At 42.8% G+C, this 19,590-nt stretch carries 16 protein-coding genes; 7 read left to right on the top strand and 9 right to left on the bottom strand.

Annotated elements, in window-relative coordinates:
• Nucleotides 1–23 precede the first annotated feature (23 nt).
• The gene (locus QO187_RS04320) at nt 24–335 is read right to left on the bottom strand and encodes a YhbY family RNA-binding protein (RefSeq protein ID WP_057761426.1); all 312 of its coding nucleotides are present in this window, start codon (nt 333–335) and stop codon (nt 24–26) included.
• Nucleotides 336–669: 334 nt separating this feature from the next.
• On the opposite strand from QO187_RS04320, the gene QO187_RS04315 reads away from it, so the two are divergent.
• From QO187_RS04315 to QO187_RS04290, 6 genes are all read left to right on the top strand, one after another.
• A complete protein-coding gene (locus QO187_RS04315; RefSeq protein WP_371547479.1) occupies nt 670–1,302 on the top strand; it encodes an RlmE family RNA methyltransferase in 633 nt (210 codons plus the stop codon).
• 401 nt (nt 1,303–1,703) lie between these two features.
• The gene (gene ftsH / locus QO187_RS04310; protein ID WP_057761422.1) at nt 1,704–3,599 is read left to right on the top strand and encodes an ATP-dependent zinc metalloprotease FtsH; all 1,896 of its coding nucleotides are present in this window, start codon (nt 1,704–1,706) and stop codon (nt 3,597–3,599) included.
• A 456-nt stretch (nt 3,600–4,055) separates the two neighbouring features.
• Nucleotides 4,056–4,949, top strand: a complete 894-nt coding sequence (folP, locus tag QO187_RS04305; protein ID WP_102092771.1) for a dihydropteroate synthase — start codon at nt 4,056–4,058, stop codon at nt 4,947–4,949.
• A 126-nt stretch (nt 4,950–5,075) separates the two neighbouring features.
• Nucleotides 5,076–5,357: a succinate dehydrogenase assembly factor 2 gene (locus QO187_RS04300; protein ID WP_057761419.1), complete on the top strand. Its 282-nt coding sequence runs from the start codon at nt 5,076–5,078 to the stop codon at nt 5,355–5,357.
• A 52-nt stretch (nt 5,358–5,409) separates the two neighbouring features.
• The gene (locus QO187_RS04295; protein WP_102092772.1) at nt 5,410–5,868 is read left to right on the top strand and encodes a hypothetical protein; all 459 of its coding nucleotides are present in this window, start codon (nt 5,410–5,412) and stop codon (nt 5,866–5,868) included.
• A gap of 241 nt (nt 5,869–6,109) precedes the next feature.
• The gene (locus QO187_RS04290) at nt 6,110–6,823 is read left to right on the top strand and encodes a YidB family protein (RefSeq protein ID WP_102092773.1); all 714 of its coding nucleotides are present in this window, start codon (nt 6,110–6,112) and stop codon (nt 6,821–6,823) included.
• 173 nt (nt 6,824–6,996) lie between these two features.
• Here QO187_RS04290 and QO187_RS04285 read toward each other — a convergent pair whose 3' ends face one another.
• The 3 genes from QO187_RS04285 to trmB form a co-directional block, all read right to left on the bottom strand.
• Nucleotides 6,997–8,088: a regulatory protein RecX gene (locus tag QO187_RS04285; RefSeq protein WP_371547474.1), complete on the bottom strand. Its 1,092-nt coding sequence runs from the start codon at nt 8,086–8,088 to the stop codon at nt 6,997–6,999.
• A 40-nt stretch (nt 8,089–8,128) separates the two neighbouring features.
• Nucleotides 8,129–9,181, bottom strand: coding sequence for a recombinase RecA (gene recA / locus QO187_RS04280; protein ID WP_101205782.1), 1,053 nt, complete (start codon nt 9,179–9,181; stop codon nt 8,129–8,131).
• 1,058 nt (nt 9,182–10,239) lie between these two features.
• Complete coding sequence (trmB, locus tag QO187_RS04275; protein ID WP_290176360.1) at nt 10,240–11,079, bottom strand: tRNA (guanosine(46)-N7)-methyltransferase TrmB; 840 nt, start codon at nt 11,077–11,079, stop codon at nt 10,240–10,242.
• Between the two features lie 201 nt (nt 11,080–11,280).
• On the opposite strand from trmB, the gene QO187_RS04270 reads away from it, so the two are divergent.
• Nucleotides 11,281–12,210 carry a DUF2628 domain-containing protein gene (locus QO187_RS04270; protein WP_160022303.1) on the top strand — a complete coding sequence of 310 codons (930 nt, stop codon included), beginning with the start codon at nt 11,281–11,283 and terminating at the stop codon, nt 12,208–12,210.
• A gap of 58 nt (nt 12,211–12,268) precedes the next feature.
• On the opposite strand, the gene QO187_RS04265 is transcribed toward QO187_RS04270, so the two are convergent.
• The 5 genes from QO187_RS04265 to QO187_RS04245 form a co-directional block, all read right to left on the bottom strand.
• Nucleotides 12,269–14,155 (bottom strand): monovalent cation:proton antiporter-2 (CPA2) family protein, encoded by a 1,887-nt coding sequence (locus QO187_RS04265; RefSeq protein WP_102092778.1) that lies wholly within the window; start codon nt 14,153–14,155, stop codon nt 12,269–12,271.
• Nucleotides 14,156–14,246: 91 nt separating this feature from the next.
• A complete protein-coding gene (locus tag QO187_RS04260) occupies nt 14,247–14,951 on the bottom strand; it encodes a hypothetical protein (protein WP_102092779.1) in 705 nt (234 codons plus the stop codon).
• Between the two features lie 307 nt (nt 14,952–15,258).
• Nucleotides 15,259–16,440, bottom strand: a complete 1,182-nt coding sequence (locus QO187_RS04255; RefSeq protein WP_102092780.1) for a cation diffusion facilitator family transporter — start codon at nt 16,438–16,440, stop codon at nt 15,259–15,261.
• A 234-nt stretch (nt 16,441–16,674) separates the two neighbouring features.
• Nucleotides 16,675–18,963 (bottom strand): primosomal protein N', encoded by a 2,289-nt coding sequence (locus QO187_RS04250; protein ID WP_371547468.1) that lies wholly within the window; start codon nt 18,961–18,963, stop codon nt 16,675–16,677.
• Nucleotides 18,964–19,138: 175 nt separating this feature from the next.
• Complete coding sequence (locus tag QO187_RS04245) at nt 19,139–19,519, bottom strand: RidA family protein (RefSeq protein WP_160022297.1); 381 nt, start codon at nt 19,517–19,519, stop codon at nt 19,139–19,141.
• Nucleotides 19,520–19,590 lie beyond the last annotated feature (71 nt).

Raw genomic sequence — 19,590 nt, 5'->3', positions numbered from 1 at the left:
TAAGTCTAGTCGGGTATGACATATTACTGCGCGTGACGTGCTAGGTTAGACAGTTTTGGGTTGGCATTTGGGTTTTTGCGTAGTAATAATGCCATACGACCAATAGAGTGAACCAAAGATGCATTAGCCGCTTTAGCAAGTTCAGCGCCAACGATGTCACGCTCTTCTTTCGTGCCAGCAGGCAATTTCACCTTGATAAGTTCATGATCTGTTAGCGCGCGATCGATTTCTTCAGTGATGGTCGGGGTGATACCCTTGTTGCCGATCATAACGATAGGCTTTAGCTCGTGACCGATGCCTTTTAGACGTTTAATGGTAGCGTTATCGAGTTGCATAGAATTCCTAAGTGTTGGTAAAAATAAAAATGGTACTGTCAAAAACAGTTATTGATCATTATAGATAATCTGTGACCATCTTGCATGAGATCAGCAGGATTTTGCACGATTTTACGTGACGAAAATGTTAAACTGAATGTTTGGTACATTATAAACGCTACTGCCTTATAAAACAGTTATTTAACCAATAGAATTTGGTCAGTTTGCAACCAACCATGAATAAAAAATTTGATTAACACCGTATTTAGAATAATCCGCAACGGATTAATATCAGTTTGTAAGTGATAGCGCAATTAAAGCAGCTAGATTTAGTAAAGCAATAGGAGCAGGTATTTTGGCCACGCGTATCGAAAACAAAAAACTATCAAAGAGCAGCAGTGCTTGGATGAAAGAGCATATTGATGATCATTATGTACAAAAAGCTCAAAAAGATGGCTACCGTGCCCGTGCCGCTTATAAATTATTAGAGATTAATGAAAAAACCAACCTGATCAAAAAAGGCATGACGGTCGTAGATTTGGGCAGTGCGCCTGGCAGTTGGTCTCAAGTAGCGGGACAGTTGGTTGGTGACGACGGTATCTTGATTGCCTCTGATATTTTGGCGATGGATACTTTGCCTGATGTGACCTTTATTCAGGGTGATTTTCGTGAAGCCGAAGTGTTTGATGCCATTATGGCAGAAGTGGGTGATAGACAAGTCGATGTCGTATTGTCTGACATGGCACCCAACACGGCTGGGAATAGTGCTATCGATCAGCCACGTATGATGTACTTATGTGAGCTGGCAGTAGACTTCGCGCTTGCAACCTTACCAGAAGGTGGCGCACTTATTATGAAAGTGTTTCAAGGCGAGGGTACACAAGAATTACGCAAGCAGATGCAGCAGGATTTTAGTAAGATTCGTAGTATAAAGCCAGGTGCGTCACGACCACGCTCAAAAGAGATGTTTTGGATAGCGATTAAATAGTTTTAACATCAATAGGTTGCTGCTCTTGTAAGCGTGAGAGTAAACCACCATAAAGTGTTATTATCGCGATATAAAAGCTGCGTCAATTGTTAAATGAATAATCGTGAAACCTGCTTGAATTATGCGGGTTAGCACCACATATCATGGTATATTACCTTTGTTTTTAGCATACGTTTTAGGCAAAGTCGTCTGATAATAAGCGTTTTACAAGCTCAATGATCGTATATCTATGTTTATCTCATACTGATTATTTATAAAAACAATTTTTATGCTACCTGTAAATCATATAAGTTTAATTTAGCAGCTTTTTATTATCGGGATATTCGTTAAAAATGAGCAATGCGTTTATAGACGTCACGTGTTTAATAAACACACCAATAAGTAAGGGATGGGAATAACTAGTGAGCGACATGGTAAAAAATACCTTATTGTGGCTGGTGGTAATCGGCGTTTTGGTACTGGTGTTTAGCGGCTTTGATCAATCTTCTGAGCCGGATAACCTTAACTACTCTGAGTTTGTGACCGCAGTGTCAGAAAATCAAGTAGCCAGTGTCGAGATCGACGGCGAACAGATCACCGGCGAAAAGAAAAATGGCTCATCTTTTGAGACCATTAGACCAGCTGTGTCAGATGACCAGCTCATGCCAATGCTACGTGAGAACCAAGTCGAAGTTCAAGGAACTGCACCAAAGCGCCAAAGCGTATTAATGCAACTACTGATAGCCAGCTTCCCAATTCTATTGATTATTGGTCTGTTCTTATTCTTTATGCGTAATATGCAGGGCGGCGCTGGCGGTAAAGGCGGCGGCCCAATGAGCTTTGGTAAATCGAAAGCGAAGATGCTGACCGAAGATCAAATCAACGTTAACTTCGAAGATGTGGCTGGTTGTGAAGAAGCCAAAGAAGAAGTCGTTGAAGTGGTTGAGTTCTTACGTGATCCAGACAAATTTACCAAGTTGGGTGCAACGATTCCTCGTGGTATCTTGATGGTAGGTCCTCCAGGTACAGGTAAAACGTTGTTAGCAAGAGCTATTGCTGGTGAGGCCAAAGTGCCGTTTTTCTCAATCTCAGGCTCTGATTTTGTTGAGATGTTCGTCGGTGTTGGTGCATCTCGTGTTCGTGATATGTTTGAACAGGCGAAAAAAAGTGCTCCTTGTATCATCTTTATTGATGAGATTGATGCAGTCGGTCGTCACCGTGGTTCCGGTATGGGCGGCGGTAACGATGAACGCGAGCAGACATTGAACCAACTATTGGTTGAGATGGATGGTTTTGAAGGTAATGAAGGCGTTATTGTTATTGCCGCAACCAACCGTGCTGACGTACTTGATAAAGCATTATTGCGTCCAGGTCGTTTTGACCGTCAGGTACAAGTAGGTTTGCCGGATATCAAAGGCCGTGAACAAATATTGAAAGTTCATTTGAAGAAACTGCCAAACACAATCAGTGTAGACGCAAGCTCTCTTGCTCGTGGTACGCCTGGATTTAGTGGTGCACAGCTTGCTAACCTTGTAAACGAAGCTGCATTATTTGCCGCGCGTCGCAACAAGACCAGCGTCGATATGAATGACTTTGAAGATGCGAAGGACAAGCTATATATGGGTCCTGAACGCAAATCCATGGTCATACGCGAAGAAGAACGCCGTGCAACTGCATATCACGAAGCGGGTCATGCGTTAGTAGCTGAGCTATTACCAGGTACAGATCCGGTGCATAAGGTTACTATTATGCCGCGTGGCTTTGCCCTTGGTGTGACTTGGCAGTTGCCTGAGCATGATCAGACTAGTATGTATAAGTCGAAAATGCTGAGCGACATTGCTATTTTGTTTGGTGGTCGTATCGCTGAAGAAGTATTTATTAATCAGATGTCAACGGGTGCTTCGAACGACTTTGAACGCGCTACTAAAATGGCACGTGCGATGGTCACGAAGTACGGTATGTCTGATGCACTTGGTATCATGGTGTACGAAGATGACGACAACTCGCAAGGATATTTCGGCGGTGGCGGTCGTACTATCTCTGAAGCTACGCAGCAGAAGGTCGATGAAGAAGTGCGTCGTATGCTAGAAGAGCAGTATGATATCGCTCGTGAATTGATTGAAGCCAACCAAGACAAAATGCATGCGATGGTTGATGCACTTATGAACTGGGAAACCATTGATCGTGACCAACTGCAAGATATCTTAGCAGGTGAAGAACCTCGTCCACCAAGAGTTTACCAGCATAACGAAGTAAACTTGTCGAAGAACGACGTTAAAACAACGGGTGCTACACCGCCACCATTACCAGCGATGTAGGCTCTAACTGATTCATGTTTAATAAGAAGCCCTTTATGATAAAGGGCTTTTTTATTGTCATCATTTTATGAAGGATTTAGAACCCCACAGGATTTACTGGTATCATAAGCATAGATAACAATAAATAGGGCGTGTTGAACATTCACAAATAGGCACTGCTAATCGCTAAAACTGTTCCAGACAAGGCATAAAGTGACGGTAATGCTCCAGCCTTAACTAGGTTTGCAACGTACTGCTTGTATGGATCTGGCGGCAGTTTTAGGCTCAGCTCTAATATTAACAGAAGGAGACAGGACTCTTTTTTGCCATTTCATTGTTAAAAATACACGCTTAGAATGACTAAACTTACTATTTTTAACGTCGAACTGTCTAAAAAATAGTCTCTATCAGTGCCATGGTCGAATGTTCAATACGACCTAAAGCTGCATTATAAATTTTACTTGTGATGGATTATTCATGTCATTTTTCCAACCTTTACCCAAATATCAAATGTCTAGCCGTGATAAAACCTTAGATTTGTCGCAGCCACATGTCATGGGCATCTTAAACGTAACGCCAGATTCATTTTCAGACGGTGGGCAGTTTAACGCAGTAGATAAAGCCGTCGCTCATTGTCAGCAGATGATAAATGAAGGCGCTACTATTATCGATATCGGTGGTGAGTCTACTCGTCCAAATGCGCAAACTGTGGCGACTGATGATGAGATACAACGAGTTGTACCAGTGGTCCGAGCCATTCGTCAGCACTGTGGTGATGCCATTTGGTTATCGATTGATACTAGCAGTCCTGAAGTCATGCAGGCAGCATTTAATGAAGGTGCTGACATTTGGAACGATGTACGAGCACTGAAACGTACTGGTGCGCCAGAGCTAGCGGCTAAGCTTGATATACCTGTTATGCTAATGCATATGCGCGGTGAGCCAACGACAATGAATAATCTGGCACAGTATGACAATGTGATCGATGAAGTGCGTACAGAGCTGCTCGACCGTATTAACGAAGTAGTGAGCATCGGCGTCAAACGAAGCAATATCATTATCGACCCAGGTTTTGGTTTTGCCAAAAACTATGAACATCATTGCGCGCTATTAAATCAGCTGAGTAGCTTGCAGACATTAGGGCTGCCGATGATGTTTGGCATTTCTCGCAAGCGTTTCTTGGCAGAAGTATTGACCAAAAGTGGGGTGCAATCCGTAAGTATGACGCAAGCGGTAGAGCGTGATTCGGCAGGAACCGCTGCTGGGTTGTTTGCGCTACAACAAGGCGCAAGTATTATTCGTACGCATAACGTGGCAATGATGCAGCAAGCAATGGCCTTATGGAGTCAACTGTCAGCATATCGTTGTTAATTTCATTCTACATGTCCGAATGCATAGTGAGGTTTCAAGACTATAAATATTCTATACGCTATGCTTAACGTCTACTTTTAAACTATCTAAACCCACAAAGCTATCCAAATTAACAAGAGTAAATCTATGACAAGTACAACTCAGCCAGAACCAACCAATGAACAGCGCCGCATCATTTATCAAGCTCGCCGCGGATTAAAAGAATTGGATTTTTATATTGATCCTTACGTCAAAGAGCTGTATCTGACAGCAGATGCTACTGAGCAAGCAACCTTTGCAGAAATGCTGACTCATGAAGACCCTGATCTATTAGATTATTTTACCAATCAAAATCGTCCAGAAGAGGATGATATCTGGGCATTGGTCAATAAGATTAAAACATGGCGCCATACCAAAGATTTGGTTTAGCTCTTAAGGAACGGGTCAGCACAATATCTAACGTTTCCCATGGTACGCTTATATGACGCCAGTAACCTCGCTACGTATTGATACAGCTATCAAGCCTGCCAGTTATTTACGCGCGCTGCTATATGTAGGCTTGACTGGCGTTATGATGATATTGGCATGGTTTGCATCTTTGGCTTTGTGGCAGTATTTACTAATCTTAATAGTCTCGGCAGCAGTTGCAAGTTATCTGATTATATCGAGACCAATCCTATTACATATTAGTCAGCCATCGCTCAGTCAGCGTGTCGATAAAGAATGGCAGTTACTGATACGAACGGGTCGCGGCGATGAGTTATGGCAAGCAGAGTTAGTCGATATAAATTGTTATAAGTGGGCAATGAGTATCGAGTTCGATATCGTTGAACCTTATCAAAGATCGTTTTCGACTACTATATTCCGCGACCAAGTAAATTCTGAGCAATGGCGACAATTAAATATTTTAACCAATATCAGTAAGGGTAATATTAGATAGCTGAGTATTTATTGGTCTTATATTTCTCCTTTTACGATGAGAAATCTCTACACGTCATAACAAAATAGCTATCTCAAAGGACAAAGAGGTTTGTTATATTAAAATCTGTTATATTAAAAATAGAAAATAAAACTCATAAGTCTGCTGTCCTGTTATTAAAGAACATGTAGGCAGATATGATGTTTCATAAATTTTAGCAGTATTTTTGTACTAAACAATACGATAAAAAGAGGAATAGATAATGAGCTTATTAGGGAATTTAGTGAGCCAAGTGGCACGTAGTGCAATGAATCCAGACGACGCTCAACGCAATCCAGTTAACCAACGTACTGAAACACGGCAGACTGGCGGACTAGGTGATATTTTAGGTAGTGTGCTGGGCGGTGGCAGTCAGGCAGGTGGTTATAGCCCTCAACAAAATAGCCGTCAAGCAGATAATGGTTTTGGCTTAGATGATATCATTGGTGGTCTCACTGGCGGTAGTCAGCGCGGCGGTATGAGTTCAGGTGCTGGTGGACTAGGTGATATTTTAGGTAGTGTATTAGGTGGCCAGCGTACTAATAGTGGGTTTGGTGGTAAAGGTATGCTCGTTGCTGCATTGATGCCTATGGTACTTAGCTGGATCAAACGTAATGGTGGTTTGAGCGGTGCATTGTCAAAAATCACTGGTATGGGTTACGAAGGTCAAGCACGCTCTTGGATGAGTAATAACGAAGCAAACGATAATTTAGATCCAAATGAAATCAATCGTTTATTTGACGAAAACGAAATTCAGCAAGTGGCCGCTCATACTGGTGCTAATGAAACTGAGGTAAGACAGGGACTTGCTGAGCTGTTACCTGAGGTAATGAATCAGCTAACCCCTAATGGTAATCTGGATAATGAGTCTGAGGCCAATGAAGAGATAGATCAAATCATTAGCCAGTTATCTAGCCGTCTTGGTAATTTTAAGTAGTTTGGCAGCTTAGAATTCGAAAATTTCTAATTGAATACTTAAAAGTCATGTAGATTAAAACAATTGATAGTATTGATTAAAGAGCACGTTATATAACGTGTTCTTTTTTACGTCTATCACAAGAGCATGACTGTCGGTAAATACCGTTTGGCAGCGACAGTGATAGTAAGCCCTTAAAATCGCTCGTCTAGCGTCTCTGTAGTATGGTTAAGTGCTGCAAAGCAGATATCGGTATTAAACCCTCTATACTGTAAAAAACGTAACTGCTTGGCTTTTTCTTTTTGCTCAACTGGTATGTCATTACCGTATTTTTTGGTACGTGCTATCACCGCCAGTTTTAGCCAATCTACACCATCGACTAGGTTGTCTGCATCATCATCTACAAACTCACTAAATTCATCAGACTCAGTATTTGCCATATCAATTAGCTCATCGATGTTACCTGGCATAGCGATTTTCTTACGATAGAATTCTTGTTTGATCCGACCACGTCCGCGGCCTTTACGGATATTCTCACGTATCAGCATTAGGGTAGTGCGGTAATCACTTTGATAACCTTTTTCTTCAAACTCATCGAGCAGTGCGTCAATTTTCTCTGGGTCTTGTTCTTTGTCGATCAGCTTTTGCTTTAGCTCAGCCTTACCGTATTCACGGCGTGATAAGTAATAAAATGCGAGCCAACGCAATCGACTTTCTGCTTTGATCGCATCGATTTCTGCTTGTTTTTGTTCAGGGGTTCGTAAGTAGGCTTTGAGCGCGGCTGGTATGTTATCGTTTTGGCTGTCTGTTTCACTATCATTGATAGCAAAAAGCTCAGCTTCATTTTCTGAGTTTTTGGATAGCGGCTTAGTACTATCACTAGTACCATTTGTCAAACCATCACTAATTTCGTCGTTCTGAATGTCGAGTTTGACTTCTGCCAGCATCTCTTTAATGGTTTGCGCTTCGGGTGGCTGATATGTAGGGGTATCACTAGGCTCAGCGGTAAAATTAGCCGCTGGATGAAAACGCTTTTTACGTTTTTTAGATTTAGAAGTTTTCTTTGAGTTAGGAGAGGAGTCTTCGAAAAACGCTGTATCAATAGTAGAGTCGTTCGTGACTGAATCATCTTCACTTGAACGGATAGTCCGTTTACTGGATTTCTCTCGTTTTTTAGGCTCTTTCGTATAAGAATCTTTGGACGGTTTTTTTGGTTTACTATCAACAGAACTAGGTGAGTCGGCGCCCGACTCACCTAGGATTTCAGCTAAGGTTTTAATTTTCATAATGAATCATAGTGACTGACAACGGTTAATCGTTAAACCATTATTGTACAGGTTCAGAAGCCTGTTCTGCTTCTTCAGTTTCGTCGGCTTTGCTATTTTTCTTTGTACCAAGCTTTTCGTCACGGATCTTATCTTCGATTTCTTGGGCAATGGCAGGGTTCTCTTTTAAGAAAAGCACAGAGTTGGCTTTACCTTGACCGATTTTTTCGTCGCCATAGCTGTACCACGATCCTGCTTTACCAACCGCTCCAATCTCTACACCTAAGTCGATGACTTCGGCTAAATGGTTCGTACCTTCACCGTAAGTAATTTCGAACTCAGCTTGGCGGAAAGGTGGTGCCATTTTATTTTTGATGACTTTGACACGGGTCTGGTTACCGATGATTTCATCACCGTTTTTGACCGCACCAATACGGCGAATATCCATACGTACAGAGGCGTAGAATTTCAGCGCATTACCACCAGTCGTAGTCTCAGGGCTACCGAACATAACACCGATTTTCATACGAATCTGGTTAATAAACACCACCATACAGTTAGAGCGTTTGGCGTTACCAGTGATTTTACGTAGGGCTTGGCTCATAAGACGCGCTTGTAGACCCATGTGTGAGTCGCCCATTTCGCCTTCAATCTCAGCACGTGGCGTCAAGGCGGCTACTGAGTCAATCACGATCATGTCGATTGCGCCTGAGCGTACCAACATATCGGTAATTTCAAGTGCTTGCTCGCCATTGTCAGGCTGCGAGAGCAATAAGTCATCAGTGTTTACCCCAAGCTTGCGTGCATAAACAGGGTCAAGCGCATGCTCAGCATCGATAAAGGCACAGGTACCGCCTTGCTTTTGACACTCTGCAATAGCTTGCAGGGTCATCGTCGTCTTACCTGAGCTTTCTGGGCCGTAAATTTCAACGATACGGCCTTTTGGTAGACCACCAATGCCAAGCGCAATGTCTAATCCTAGAGAGCCTGTAGAGACCACATCGACATCCATAATGGCTGAGTCATCGCCTAGATGCATGATGGTATTTTTACCAAATTGCTTTTCGATTTGACCTAATGCCGCTTTGAGGGCTTTGGCTTTATTGTCGTCCATATTGGATTCCTTGTTTTCGGTAGTTAAGTTGATGCTATAAATAAAATATTGGTACTGTTAAAACCTTTGGCAAACGCATACTGACTGTTATGAAGTCGGCAATTATTGTCTGGCTGTTTTATCAAAAAATAGGTTGTCACGTGACTGGTATAGGTAGTAGTATCGAATGTATCGTTCTACTATACAGTAAAATTAAATAGCGAGAGAAGTAAAAATAAGTCCGTAATACACTGTCGTTATCGTTGTTTTTGAGTCAGACTTGGCGTGCTAATTACTCGACTCAACTTCTTAACGCTGTTGATTTGATAAGGTAATTATAACAAAAGCAAAGCACTATAATGAGCGTTGAGGGATGCTAGACGACACTATCTGTCGTATGGTATGACGCTGAAAATCTATAGAAATGATGCGATAGGTCGCTGTTGTTTTGAACCTGATAATGACTATGCTTGTCAATAGATTTAGGAGTTGTCCACAACAAATAAAAGGCTTATTTTCGCTAATTGTGAAACATTATGAAGAATTAAATTATTTTAAAAATTATTTAAAATAATTTTTTATGTGTGTGAATTTAATATAAGTATTTGATTTTAAATGTTTTATAAATTGTACAAAAAATGAACGATTTTACCTTATCCTTTAAGTTGCTTAGCTATAAACTTGTCAAGTGGTGACTTATACACAGGGTTATCCACAGCTTATGGGGAGAACTCTGTAAAGCCTTATAATACATAAGTTTACGTAGATTATTAGTGTTGGGAACGGGTTCTATATCTCGTTTTTCATCACTTTACAGGTACTATTTTGTCTACAAACAACGCTATGAGCGCTATGTTTCACAAATTATAAATTTATCTTTTTTTACGCATAATCATACTATAGGCATTAAAAGTCAGGAGTATGACTCAAGATATACACCTAAGATGTCAGAAGACATAGTTATGCATAGAATGTCTAGTATTTTTAGAGATATTTTCTATAGCCTATAGAAGGCCACAAAAAAGCGGCTACATCAGATAGCCGCTTTGTCAAAACACTTAAAAATAGAGCTGTATCAATCAGTCTTTGATATAGATCAAATCCCACACACCATGCCCACGGTCGAGGCCACGACGTTCAAACTTAGTCATTGGACGAAAGTCAGGACGCTCAGTGAAATTACCTGTACCTGCTTTGTTGGTCAATCCAGCGAAACCATCCAATACTTCAACCATCCAAAATGCATAATGCTCCCAGTCAGTTGCTGTATGGAACCAGCCGCCTTGTTTTAAGCTGCGCGTAACGATGGTCATACGTTCAGGACTGACAAAACGACGCTTATAGTGACGCTTCTTTTGCCATGGATCAGGGAAGTATAGCTGAATACGGTCGATATGGTTTTCTGGTAGCTGCTTGAGCAATTGAATGGCATCACCGTTGATGATTTTTACGTTGCTCAAATCTTGGGTGCCAGCCATATAAGCGCATTTACCAATACCAGGCTCATGCACTTCTACACCGACAAAATTACGAGTAGGGTCAGCGGCCGCCATTTCAATAAACGAATCACCCAAGCCAAAACCAATCTCTACCGTAAGCGGTGCATCTGCGCCGTTAGGGCTATCAGCAAATAACGTACGTAGGTTGTCAATACCGGTAAGATCGCCATCCCCAAAACTGTTATTGACCAAATACTCAGAAAATTCTGGAGCAGTTAGTGCAAGCTCAGCATTTTTGTTCATGTGCGTACGGCGCTTCATAAACGTATTGACGATGCGGATATGCTTGTCAGAGGTCGGTTCTATCTCTTGGCTAGTGCTGTTATCGTTATTGATAGGCTCGCTTGTGCTATTAAGGGTTTGCTCATCAGTAGTATCGGTACTATTGACGTTGTCATTGATATCAGAATGTTGACTCATAGGATTCGTAAGGCTTAATTAGGTGGGTGATGTTTGCTTATTATAAGTCAAATCCATACAACTGTGAACGGACAATCCTATTTTCGCGTATTTGCTGGTCAGTGCTGGGGTTTCTCTATGTTACACACGGGTTTTAGCGTTATCATATAATGGTATCTTTTAAATGCTTTTTCTAAGAGTCAGCAAGTAGAGCGTGTTGCCATGTTATTTATCGAGACAGATTCACCGCCACCATTTTATCAAGAATCGTTAACACCTGCTAAACGTAAGCAGTTAGACAAATGGTTCATCGGTAATCGTAGCCAGCGTTATTATCTCAAACGCTTTGAGCAGTTTGATCAGCAAGGTTATCTGTCACCAAAATGGCATTGGGCTGCATTTTTTATCACTTTCCCTTGGCTGCTATATCGCAAGCGCTATATGGATGCGATTGTCTATAGTGTCGCAGGGTGGTCTTTTATCCAGCTTAATGTGGCACTAGTGCTAGTCGCTTTTGAGTTTGTAGCGATGTCCTATGTCCCAGATGCTTATCAGATGGCAACACGTATCGGTATTGCCGCTGTTATTTGGCTATTTTGGTCGTTTATGGTGGCACGTTGGACAGATGCGTATTACTACCGAATGGCAAGGCGTGAGATCGCTGATGCGATAAATGACTATCCGCGAGATGAGGCAGCACAGAAGGCACATCTGCAAAGAGAAGGCGGTGTTAGCTTATTTGGACTGGCATTAGGATTTGGTTTTTTTGCGTTTTCGCTATTGGTAATTAAGGTGCAGTTTTTACCGATTATTGCTAAGCCAAAAGCAAATGAAGTTTTGTTTGATGCTTATGATATTGCAAAGAATGCCCAAAATCGAGTGGCGTTGATTTATCAGCAGACAGGGCAGTGTCCAGTAAACCTGCCCCTGAGTACCGAACAGCAGCAAATACGCATGCATGTCGATACTCAGGCCGCTGGCGTAACAGAAACCGACTGTGCGGTAGTAGCAACGATTCAGAACGTGACGTTTCCGATACGCTATTTAAACGAGCAGACGCTGGTCTTTTATCATATACCAGACAGTGATAATTGGGATTGCACCAGCTCACTGAATAAAAAACAAGCCCCTAAAAACTGCATAGCTGATTAGGGGCTGTATTTGACGAGTGCTTGTAGATGTTGCTAGTGCTGAGAGCTACTGTTTAGGGTTAATGCTTAGGGTCCGTTGCAGTATCATTCTTTTCCTCAACTGGTGTTGCTTGGCTCTTTAACGCCTCATAAAAATCGGTCAAATCCATTTTACGTGCTTTACCAATATCTTCATCAAACAAGCTTTCAAGCTCAGCCATTGCTGATTGCGCGGACTCAATCATGCTAGCTTCATCATCGTAAATTGCTTGTTGGCGTTCGATCAAGTCATCATCATAATCACGGAATGTTTTTACTGTTTCTCGCGCTTTTTCTGGTGAGATGCCTAATAACTGTAGTGATTCGCGTGACATGTCCAAAGACGACAAATAAGTCTCACGCCAAATGTGCCGCACGCCAACTTCACGCAAGCGATAATAATGCTGACGATCACGTGCTCTTGCCAATACAATCAGTTCAGGATAGTTTTTGCGCAAGTATTGAGCGGTGGTGATAGAGCGTTCTAAGTCATCGATGGCAAGAATAAACACCCGCGCTTTTTGAATGCCTGCCGCTCGTAAAATCTCAGGATTTTTCGGATCGCCATAATAGACTTGGTTACCGAATTTTCTTACAAAATCTACTCGGTTTGCAGAGCGTTCAATGGCGGTAAATTCGATATTATGCATGCGCAGTACACGGCCAATAATCTGACCGACACGGCCGAAGCCTGCAATAATGACCTGATGTTCATGATCGGGAATGGTATCGTATTCGCGGCTCGGCTTGCTCTTGGCAAATAGCGGCTCACCCACTTTTTCTAATAACAAGAATGCCAGAGGTGTTAGCGCCATCGAGATGGTAACGACTAAGTTAAGAGTATTGGCAAGTTCGGGACGCAAGACATTTTGGGCAGTAGCGACACTGAACAAGACAAAGGCAAACTCACCACCTTGGGCTAAGGTCACGCCTAATCTAATACTGGTCGGCCAGCGATTGCCCGATACTTTTGCAATACCTGCAATCACTGCAAATTTGATAAACATCAAGGCGAGCGCACAGCCAATAATAAAGATGGGTTCTGCCAAAATGAGTTTGACGTCGGTAAGCATACCGACTGACATAAAGAACAGACCTAATAGCAACCCTTTAAAAGGTTCGATACTGGCTTCTAACTCATGGCGATACTCAGAATCTGCCAACAACACACCTGTCAAAAATGCACCTAATGCCATTGATAGACCAATTTGGCCCATCAAAATAGACACGCCCATCACGATAAATAGCGCAACCGCTGTCAGTAGTTCTGACGCACCACTGGAAGCCACAAATTTAAAGAAGGGTCGAACCACATAACGGCTGGCAAAAATCAGACCGGCAAAGACAGCAAATACCTTACCAAAATAAATCAAATCGTAGCTTTGCTCACGCACCCCTGATAAGAACGGAATGACTGCTAACAACGGAATGACTGCAATATCTTGGAATAACAAGATAGTGAAGGCTTCTCGACCATGCGTGCTCGAAAGCTGCTGCTTTTCAGTCAGTATCTGTAGTACAAACGCGGTAGAGGATAGCGCCAAACCAAAACCAACAATAAAGGCGGTATCTAGTTGTAAGGAGAAAAACTGATGTAGGAGCCACATCAGTAGCGTACCAGTCAAACCGACCTGCAAACCGCCCAATACAAATATAGAGCGGCGCAATGCCCAGAGCCGCGAAGGCTGGAGCTCAAGCCCGATAATGAACAGCAGCATGACCACGCCAAACTCTGAAAAGTGCAATAGACTTTCAGCGTCGCCTGCCACATCCAAGCCACTTGGGCCCAGTATGAGTCCAGTGATAAGGTAGCCTAAAACCGTTGCAATGCCGAAGCGTTTACCGAGAGGGACAAAGAGTAATGCTGCTCCCAAAAAGATAGTGGCTTGCAACATAAGATTTGGTGAGCCGGCGGCGGCAGCAAACATCTGGGCTCCTTAAAAATTTGAATAAAATATACGATATAAAATCAACGTGACTAAAATCAGTATGGCTAAAACGATATCGCGCTAGTATCTATTATTTTTTGCGATAAATTTTCCACACACCATTGTCTGCAAGCGGATTATTATAAGCATCGTTGCGGCGTTTACGCGGTGTCTGGCGACTATCTACAATCTTAAAGTCAGGCAGGGCATGTACAATAAGACCCGTACGATAAAAGCGTACTCGCTCAGGCTCTAGCATTTCGCCCTTATTATCGCGACAAAAAACATAGGCACGCAGATCGATAAATTCACGATGCGCTACCAGTCGCGCTTCCTCGTCGTTATCTAGCACCGCTGTCATGCGCTCAATTTCATCATCCGTATATTGACCACATTTATCAGTCAGGGCGCCTACTGATCCAAAGCTTTTAGATTCTTTGGCGCGTGTCTTAGTTAAATGTAGACGCTGAACGTGATAGATGAATTGCGGTATTTCAAGGCTGGCAGGGAGCGGCAGATAGTCAGGTGGCATATTGGCCGCTGGATAAAAATCCTTTGCACGCTCAAGCAGATTTTGCCAACGTTGCTGATAGGTTTGGACCTCCGCTAAGTTGCCTTCGTAGATAGGCATATCACGAATCTGGCGCAAAATATCAGGTGGAAACTGTTCATTACGAAAGTTTGCAATGTCTTCTTGCAGCGTTGATAACAAAACTTTGGCGTGTTTTTTGCCATCTTTTGATGCAGGATCATCGATATAGTCTGGGGCGACAAAGGGTGCTGAGCGTCTAGACATAGTGTTGTATCATCAATAGATAGAGTGAAAATACCAAAAAGTATGATTATAAAAATTAACTGGGGTGCTAAACAAAACTTTATAATAGTTATTATAACCACATAAGCCGATTTGAACTTAAGTTTTTTGAATGGAATAAAGCAAAAGTTTGTCGCAAATCACGACTGTCTTAATGTGATCTAGATTCTAGTTCTAATTCTACGTAACTTTTAGTATGAACCAGTATCAGATGCCTATACTTGTATTTTCTAGGTCGTGTTTCAATTTATTGACTTCTTTATTCAATCACTTAGCTGAAAATGTATCGTTAATGGTTATGACCAATATGACTATTACCATCAGGTAGCTGTCCCGAAATATCACAGACCAATGCATCGCTATGTGCGATATTCTGCGGGTGAGGCGAGCTTTCGACCTGAATAGTAGCATGGTGAATACCAAGCTCTAGCAGTCTTTGTTCGAGACTGGTAATCAGAATATTTGATTCATGGATACTCATTTCACCATCGACCACCACGTGACAAGAGAGTGCATTGAGACCGCTAGTAATACTCCAAACATGTAGGTCATGTACTTTTTGTACTTGAGAGTCTTCGAGTAATTTTTGCTCTACATCGACGAGCGATATATTGGCAGGCGTTCCTTCCATCAATATATGCACAGAATCACGTACAACGCGGTAGCCACTGATTAAAATAAGCACAGCAACGATTACTGATGCCACTGCATCTGCCCATACCCAACCAAAACCCATCATAAGTAGTGCAGCGATAATCGCAGCTACTGACCCTAACAAATCGCTCAATACGTGCAAATAGGCGCTTTGCATATTAAGGTTAACGGGTTCTTCATTATTAGGTTTCTGCTCTGCGACCTTGGCATCATCCGTACCATGATTATGGCTGTGTGGCTCGCCACCTTGACTACCTCGGTGCATTAGCCAAGCGACCAAAATATTGATCAGTATACCGATAGTCGCCACGATAAGCATGCCTTGGGTCGCAATTTCTGGCGGTGAGTTAAAGCGTTTAATCGCTTCATAAAAAATCATCAAAGCGATTATCACAAGGGTAGCGCCATTTACCGTAGCAACTAATATCTCAAAACGCTTGTAGCCAAAAGTTTTCTGATGGGTAGCCGCTTTTTCGCCGATTTTAAATGCGACCAAAGTGGCACCAAGCGCTATCGCATCGCTCAACATATGCCCTGCATCAGATAGCAGAGCCAAACTACCAGTGAGCCAGCCACCAATGGCTTCGATAAACATATAACCAGTAATGATAATAAAGCTGAACAGCAAGGTGCGCTGATAGCCTTTGGTATCTCGTGCTGTGGTTGTTTGCTCTAGATGCTCATCATGATCGTGATGGCCTTGGTTTTCTTGAGTGTAGTTATTTTCTTCATCTTCGCGAACGTACTTAGGCACATCCGTATTATCATACTGTTGGCTATGATTGTGCTCGTCAGAGTTTGGATTATTTGGATTCATAATAATACTCAAATTCGCTGATAGTTGCGTTCGATAGATGATGTTTACTAATAAGTGACGTTTACTAATAAGTGATGCTTGCTATTGGTAGAGTAGGCGTAGAGCCTTTACCACATACCATTTGATGGTTATAAATTTAACATAGCCAAGCATGAGAAGCTGTAACGACGAAGTAAACATGATGAGAAGAGGAGCAGAAAGATATTCACCCATTTGTTGAAAGCTGAGTGAGAACTACCAACCGACAGGATCAATATCCAAAGTGAGCTTAAGGTATTTAGCGCTTGGTAGGGCAAGCACTGGCTGCCACCACTGTCCTAACACATGGTGCAATTGACGACGATCTTTAGCCAGTAGCAAAAGCTGTGCATGGTAGCGGCTGTTCTTTTTACTCATGGGCGCATCAATAGGACCGAGAACAGCGAGGTTATGAGCATTCGGCAAATGCGCAATAGCATCCTTGAGCGCTTGAGTAGTGGCTGCCAATGTTTTGCCTTCACAGCGTATCAATGCAGCATGTCGATGAGGAGGTAAGCCCATCATTTGACGTTCTTGCAGTAGCTCGCGCGCGAATGACAAGTAGCCGTCTTTGACCAGTTTTAATAGTAACTCGTTATCAGGTTGCAACGTTTGGATCAATACGCGACCAGCTTTGTCACCTCGACCAGCACGGCCTGCCACCTGAATCATGAGCTGTGCGGTATGCTCTGGTGAGCGAAAATCTGCTGATAAAAATCCGCGATCGGCATTGGGTAAGCAAACCAACGTGACGTTGGGGAAGTGATGACCTTTGGCAACCATCTGTGTACCGACCAATATGGCAGGGTTGCCTTTGTTGATTTGCTCGTAAATATTTTCCCAGCTGTCTTTGCGTCTTGTGGTATCACGGTCTATTTGAATAATCGGATAGAGCTCTTTGCTGGTTTGAGGATTGGCAAAGATTGCGTGTAGATTCTCGCTGAGCCTTGTCGTTCCCATACCTTTAGCGTCTAGGTTTTGACTGCCACAATCAGGGCATACGGTAGGTATATAGGCTTGCCAATCGCAATGATGGCATTTCAAATAAGAGTTGCTTGAATAACTGTTTCGCTGGGATTGGCCGTTATAGTGAACGGTCAGGTGCGCGTCACAGCGCGGACAATCTGCTTGCCAGCCACAAGCCTCGCATAAGAGAACAGGCGCATAGCCACGACGATTCAAAAATATTAATACCTGATCACCGGCTTCTAGCGTTTGCCGTATCGCCCCGATCATGGCATCCGTCAGCCCTGTATCATAGCGCGCACCGTCATCTTGAGCCTGTTGATGGGTACTTTGCAAGCGAGCATCAATCAGCTGCATGGTTGCAGGCTTGGCATTACCTGGACGAGTAAGCAGTTGGTATTCTACTAGTTTGCCATCATCGACCAGTTTTAAATGCTCAAGAGAAGGTGTGGCAGTGCCGAGTATGACAGGGATTTTGTACTGCAAACCTCGATAGAGAGCAACATCAGCGGCATGATAACGTAATGTGTCTTGTTGCTTATACGAGCCATCATGCGCCTCATCAACAACAATCAAGCCTAAGTCTGCAAAAGGATATAGCACAGCCGAACGTGTACCGATCACGATTTGTGCATGACCCGTGCGGCAGTCTTGCCAACCTTGTAAGCGATGAGTATTGGTCATGCCAGAGTGCAATAACACAATGTGGGCAGCGAACCGACTGGCAAATCTTGCTCGTGTTTGCGGTGTGAGGCCAATCTCTGGTACTAAAATAAGAACCTGTTTACCAGCCTCTAGTACAGCTTGCATCGCTTGCAGATAAACTTCGGTTTTACCACTCCCAGTAATACCGTTGAGCAGAAAACCAGTATAAGTATCAGATTCGTGTGCAGCAATAATAGCGTCGACAGCAAGTTTCTGCTCATCATTGAGATCAAGTGGCATTTTTGCCAGTTTAACTGGAGTAGGCGCTTGTTTTGGCTGAATATAGCGCTCGACTAACCCTTTATCTTCTAGCGTCTTTAAAAAGGCTCGTTGCATCCCTTCTAGTAGCAATACATCTTCACTTGCGCCATGCTGACCATGTAGCTTTAGCATGTCGAACTGCTGCTTTTGTTTTTTAGCATTGGCTCGAAAATCATTATCAGTGATATGAGGCAAAATGCGCCAATGGGTAATCAGCAAGTCTAATGGTTTGCCTTGACGGACAAGGCTTGGCAGGATAACTGCTAACACGTCGCCAAGCGGATAGTGGTAATAGCGGGCTAACCAATAGGCAAGCTTGAGCATGTCCGAGTCCAAAATCGGCTCAGCATCTAGACATTTATTAATGGGTTTAATTTTATTAACAGGTACGCTGCTATCGTCTTGTGAAATATGAGCAATCACAATACCAATCAGAGTCTGACGACCAAATGAAACCTCAACACGGCTGCCGATTTGCGGTATCGCACTGTTTGGCAAAGCAAGCATATCAGCTGGTAATCTATAGTCAAACACCCGATAAAGGGGAACGGGCAGAGCAACTTGTACCAACATAAACGGCTTCGCAGTCTTATTAGGTGAATATGAGATCAGAATAATAGAACGGAGACCAATAAGCTTAGCATGATGCTAAGCTTATTGTGATATGACTTATAGGCTGTTGCTAAAATGAGCACTTAATAATGAGCGCTTAATAATGAGCACCTAATATTAAGCATCAAATATCATCTTATTCGATATAAAGAATAGACTCAATTTCTACCACGCCACCTTTAGGCAAGGCAGCTACTTGGACGGCAGCGCGGGCAGGATATGGCTCGCTTAGATTGGCGACAAACACTTCATTCAAGACAGCAAAATCACTCAAGTCAGTCAAAGATACATTGAATTTGACCACGTCATTTAGACTGCCACCAGCTGCTTCACAGATAGCTTTAATGTTTTCAAATACTTGCTCAGCCTGTGCTTTAAAACCTTCTTTTAGCTCCATCGTGTCAGGATCAAAACCAAGCTGACCTGAGATATAGACAGTATTGCCGACTTTTACAGCTTGAGAATAGGTGCCGACTGCTGCAGGTGCTTTATCAGTTTGGATGGTTTGACGAGTCATGGGGTGTCCCTTTTATATTTTATGTGAGTGATTCATTGCTACTAGAATAGCAGTTCTATTTTAGCTATTTG

Source organism: Psychrobacter sp. Arc9, from assembly GCF_041431295.1.
Classification (GTDB): Bacteria; Pseudomonadota; Gammaproteobacteria; order Pseudomonadales; family Moraxellaceae; genus Psychrobacter.
Note: the sequence above shows the minus strand (reverse complement) of the source record. Positions and strands in the feature narration are given on the sequence as shown.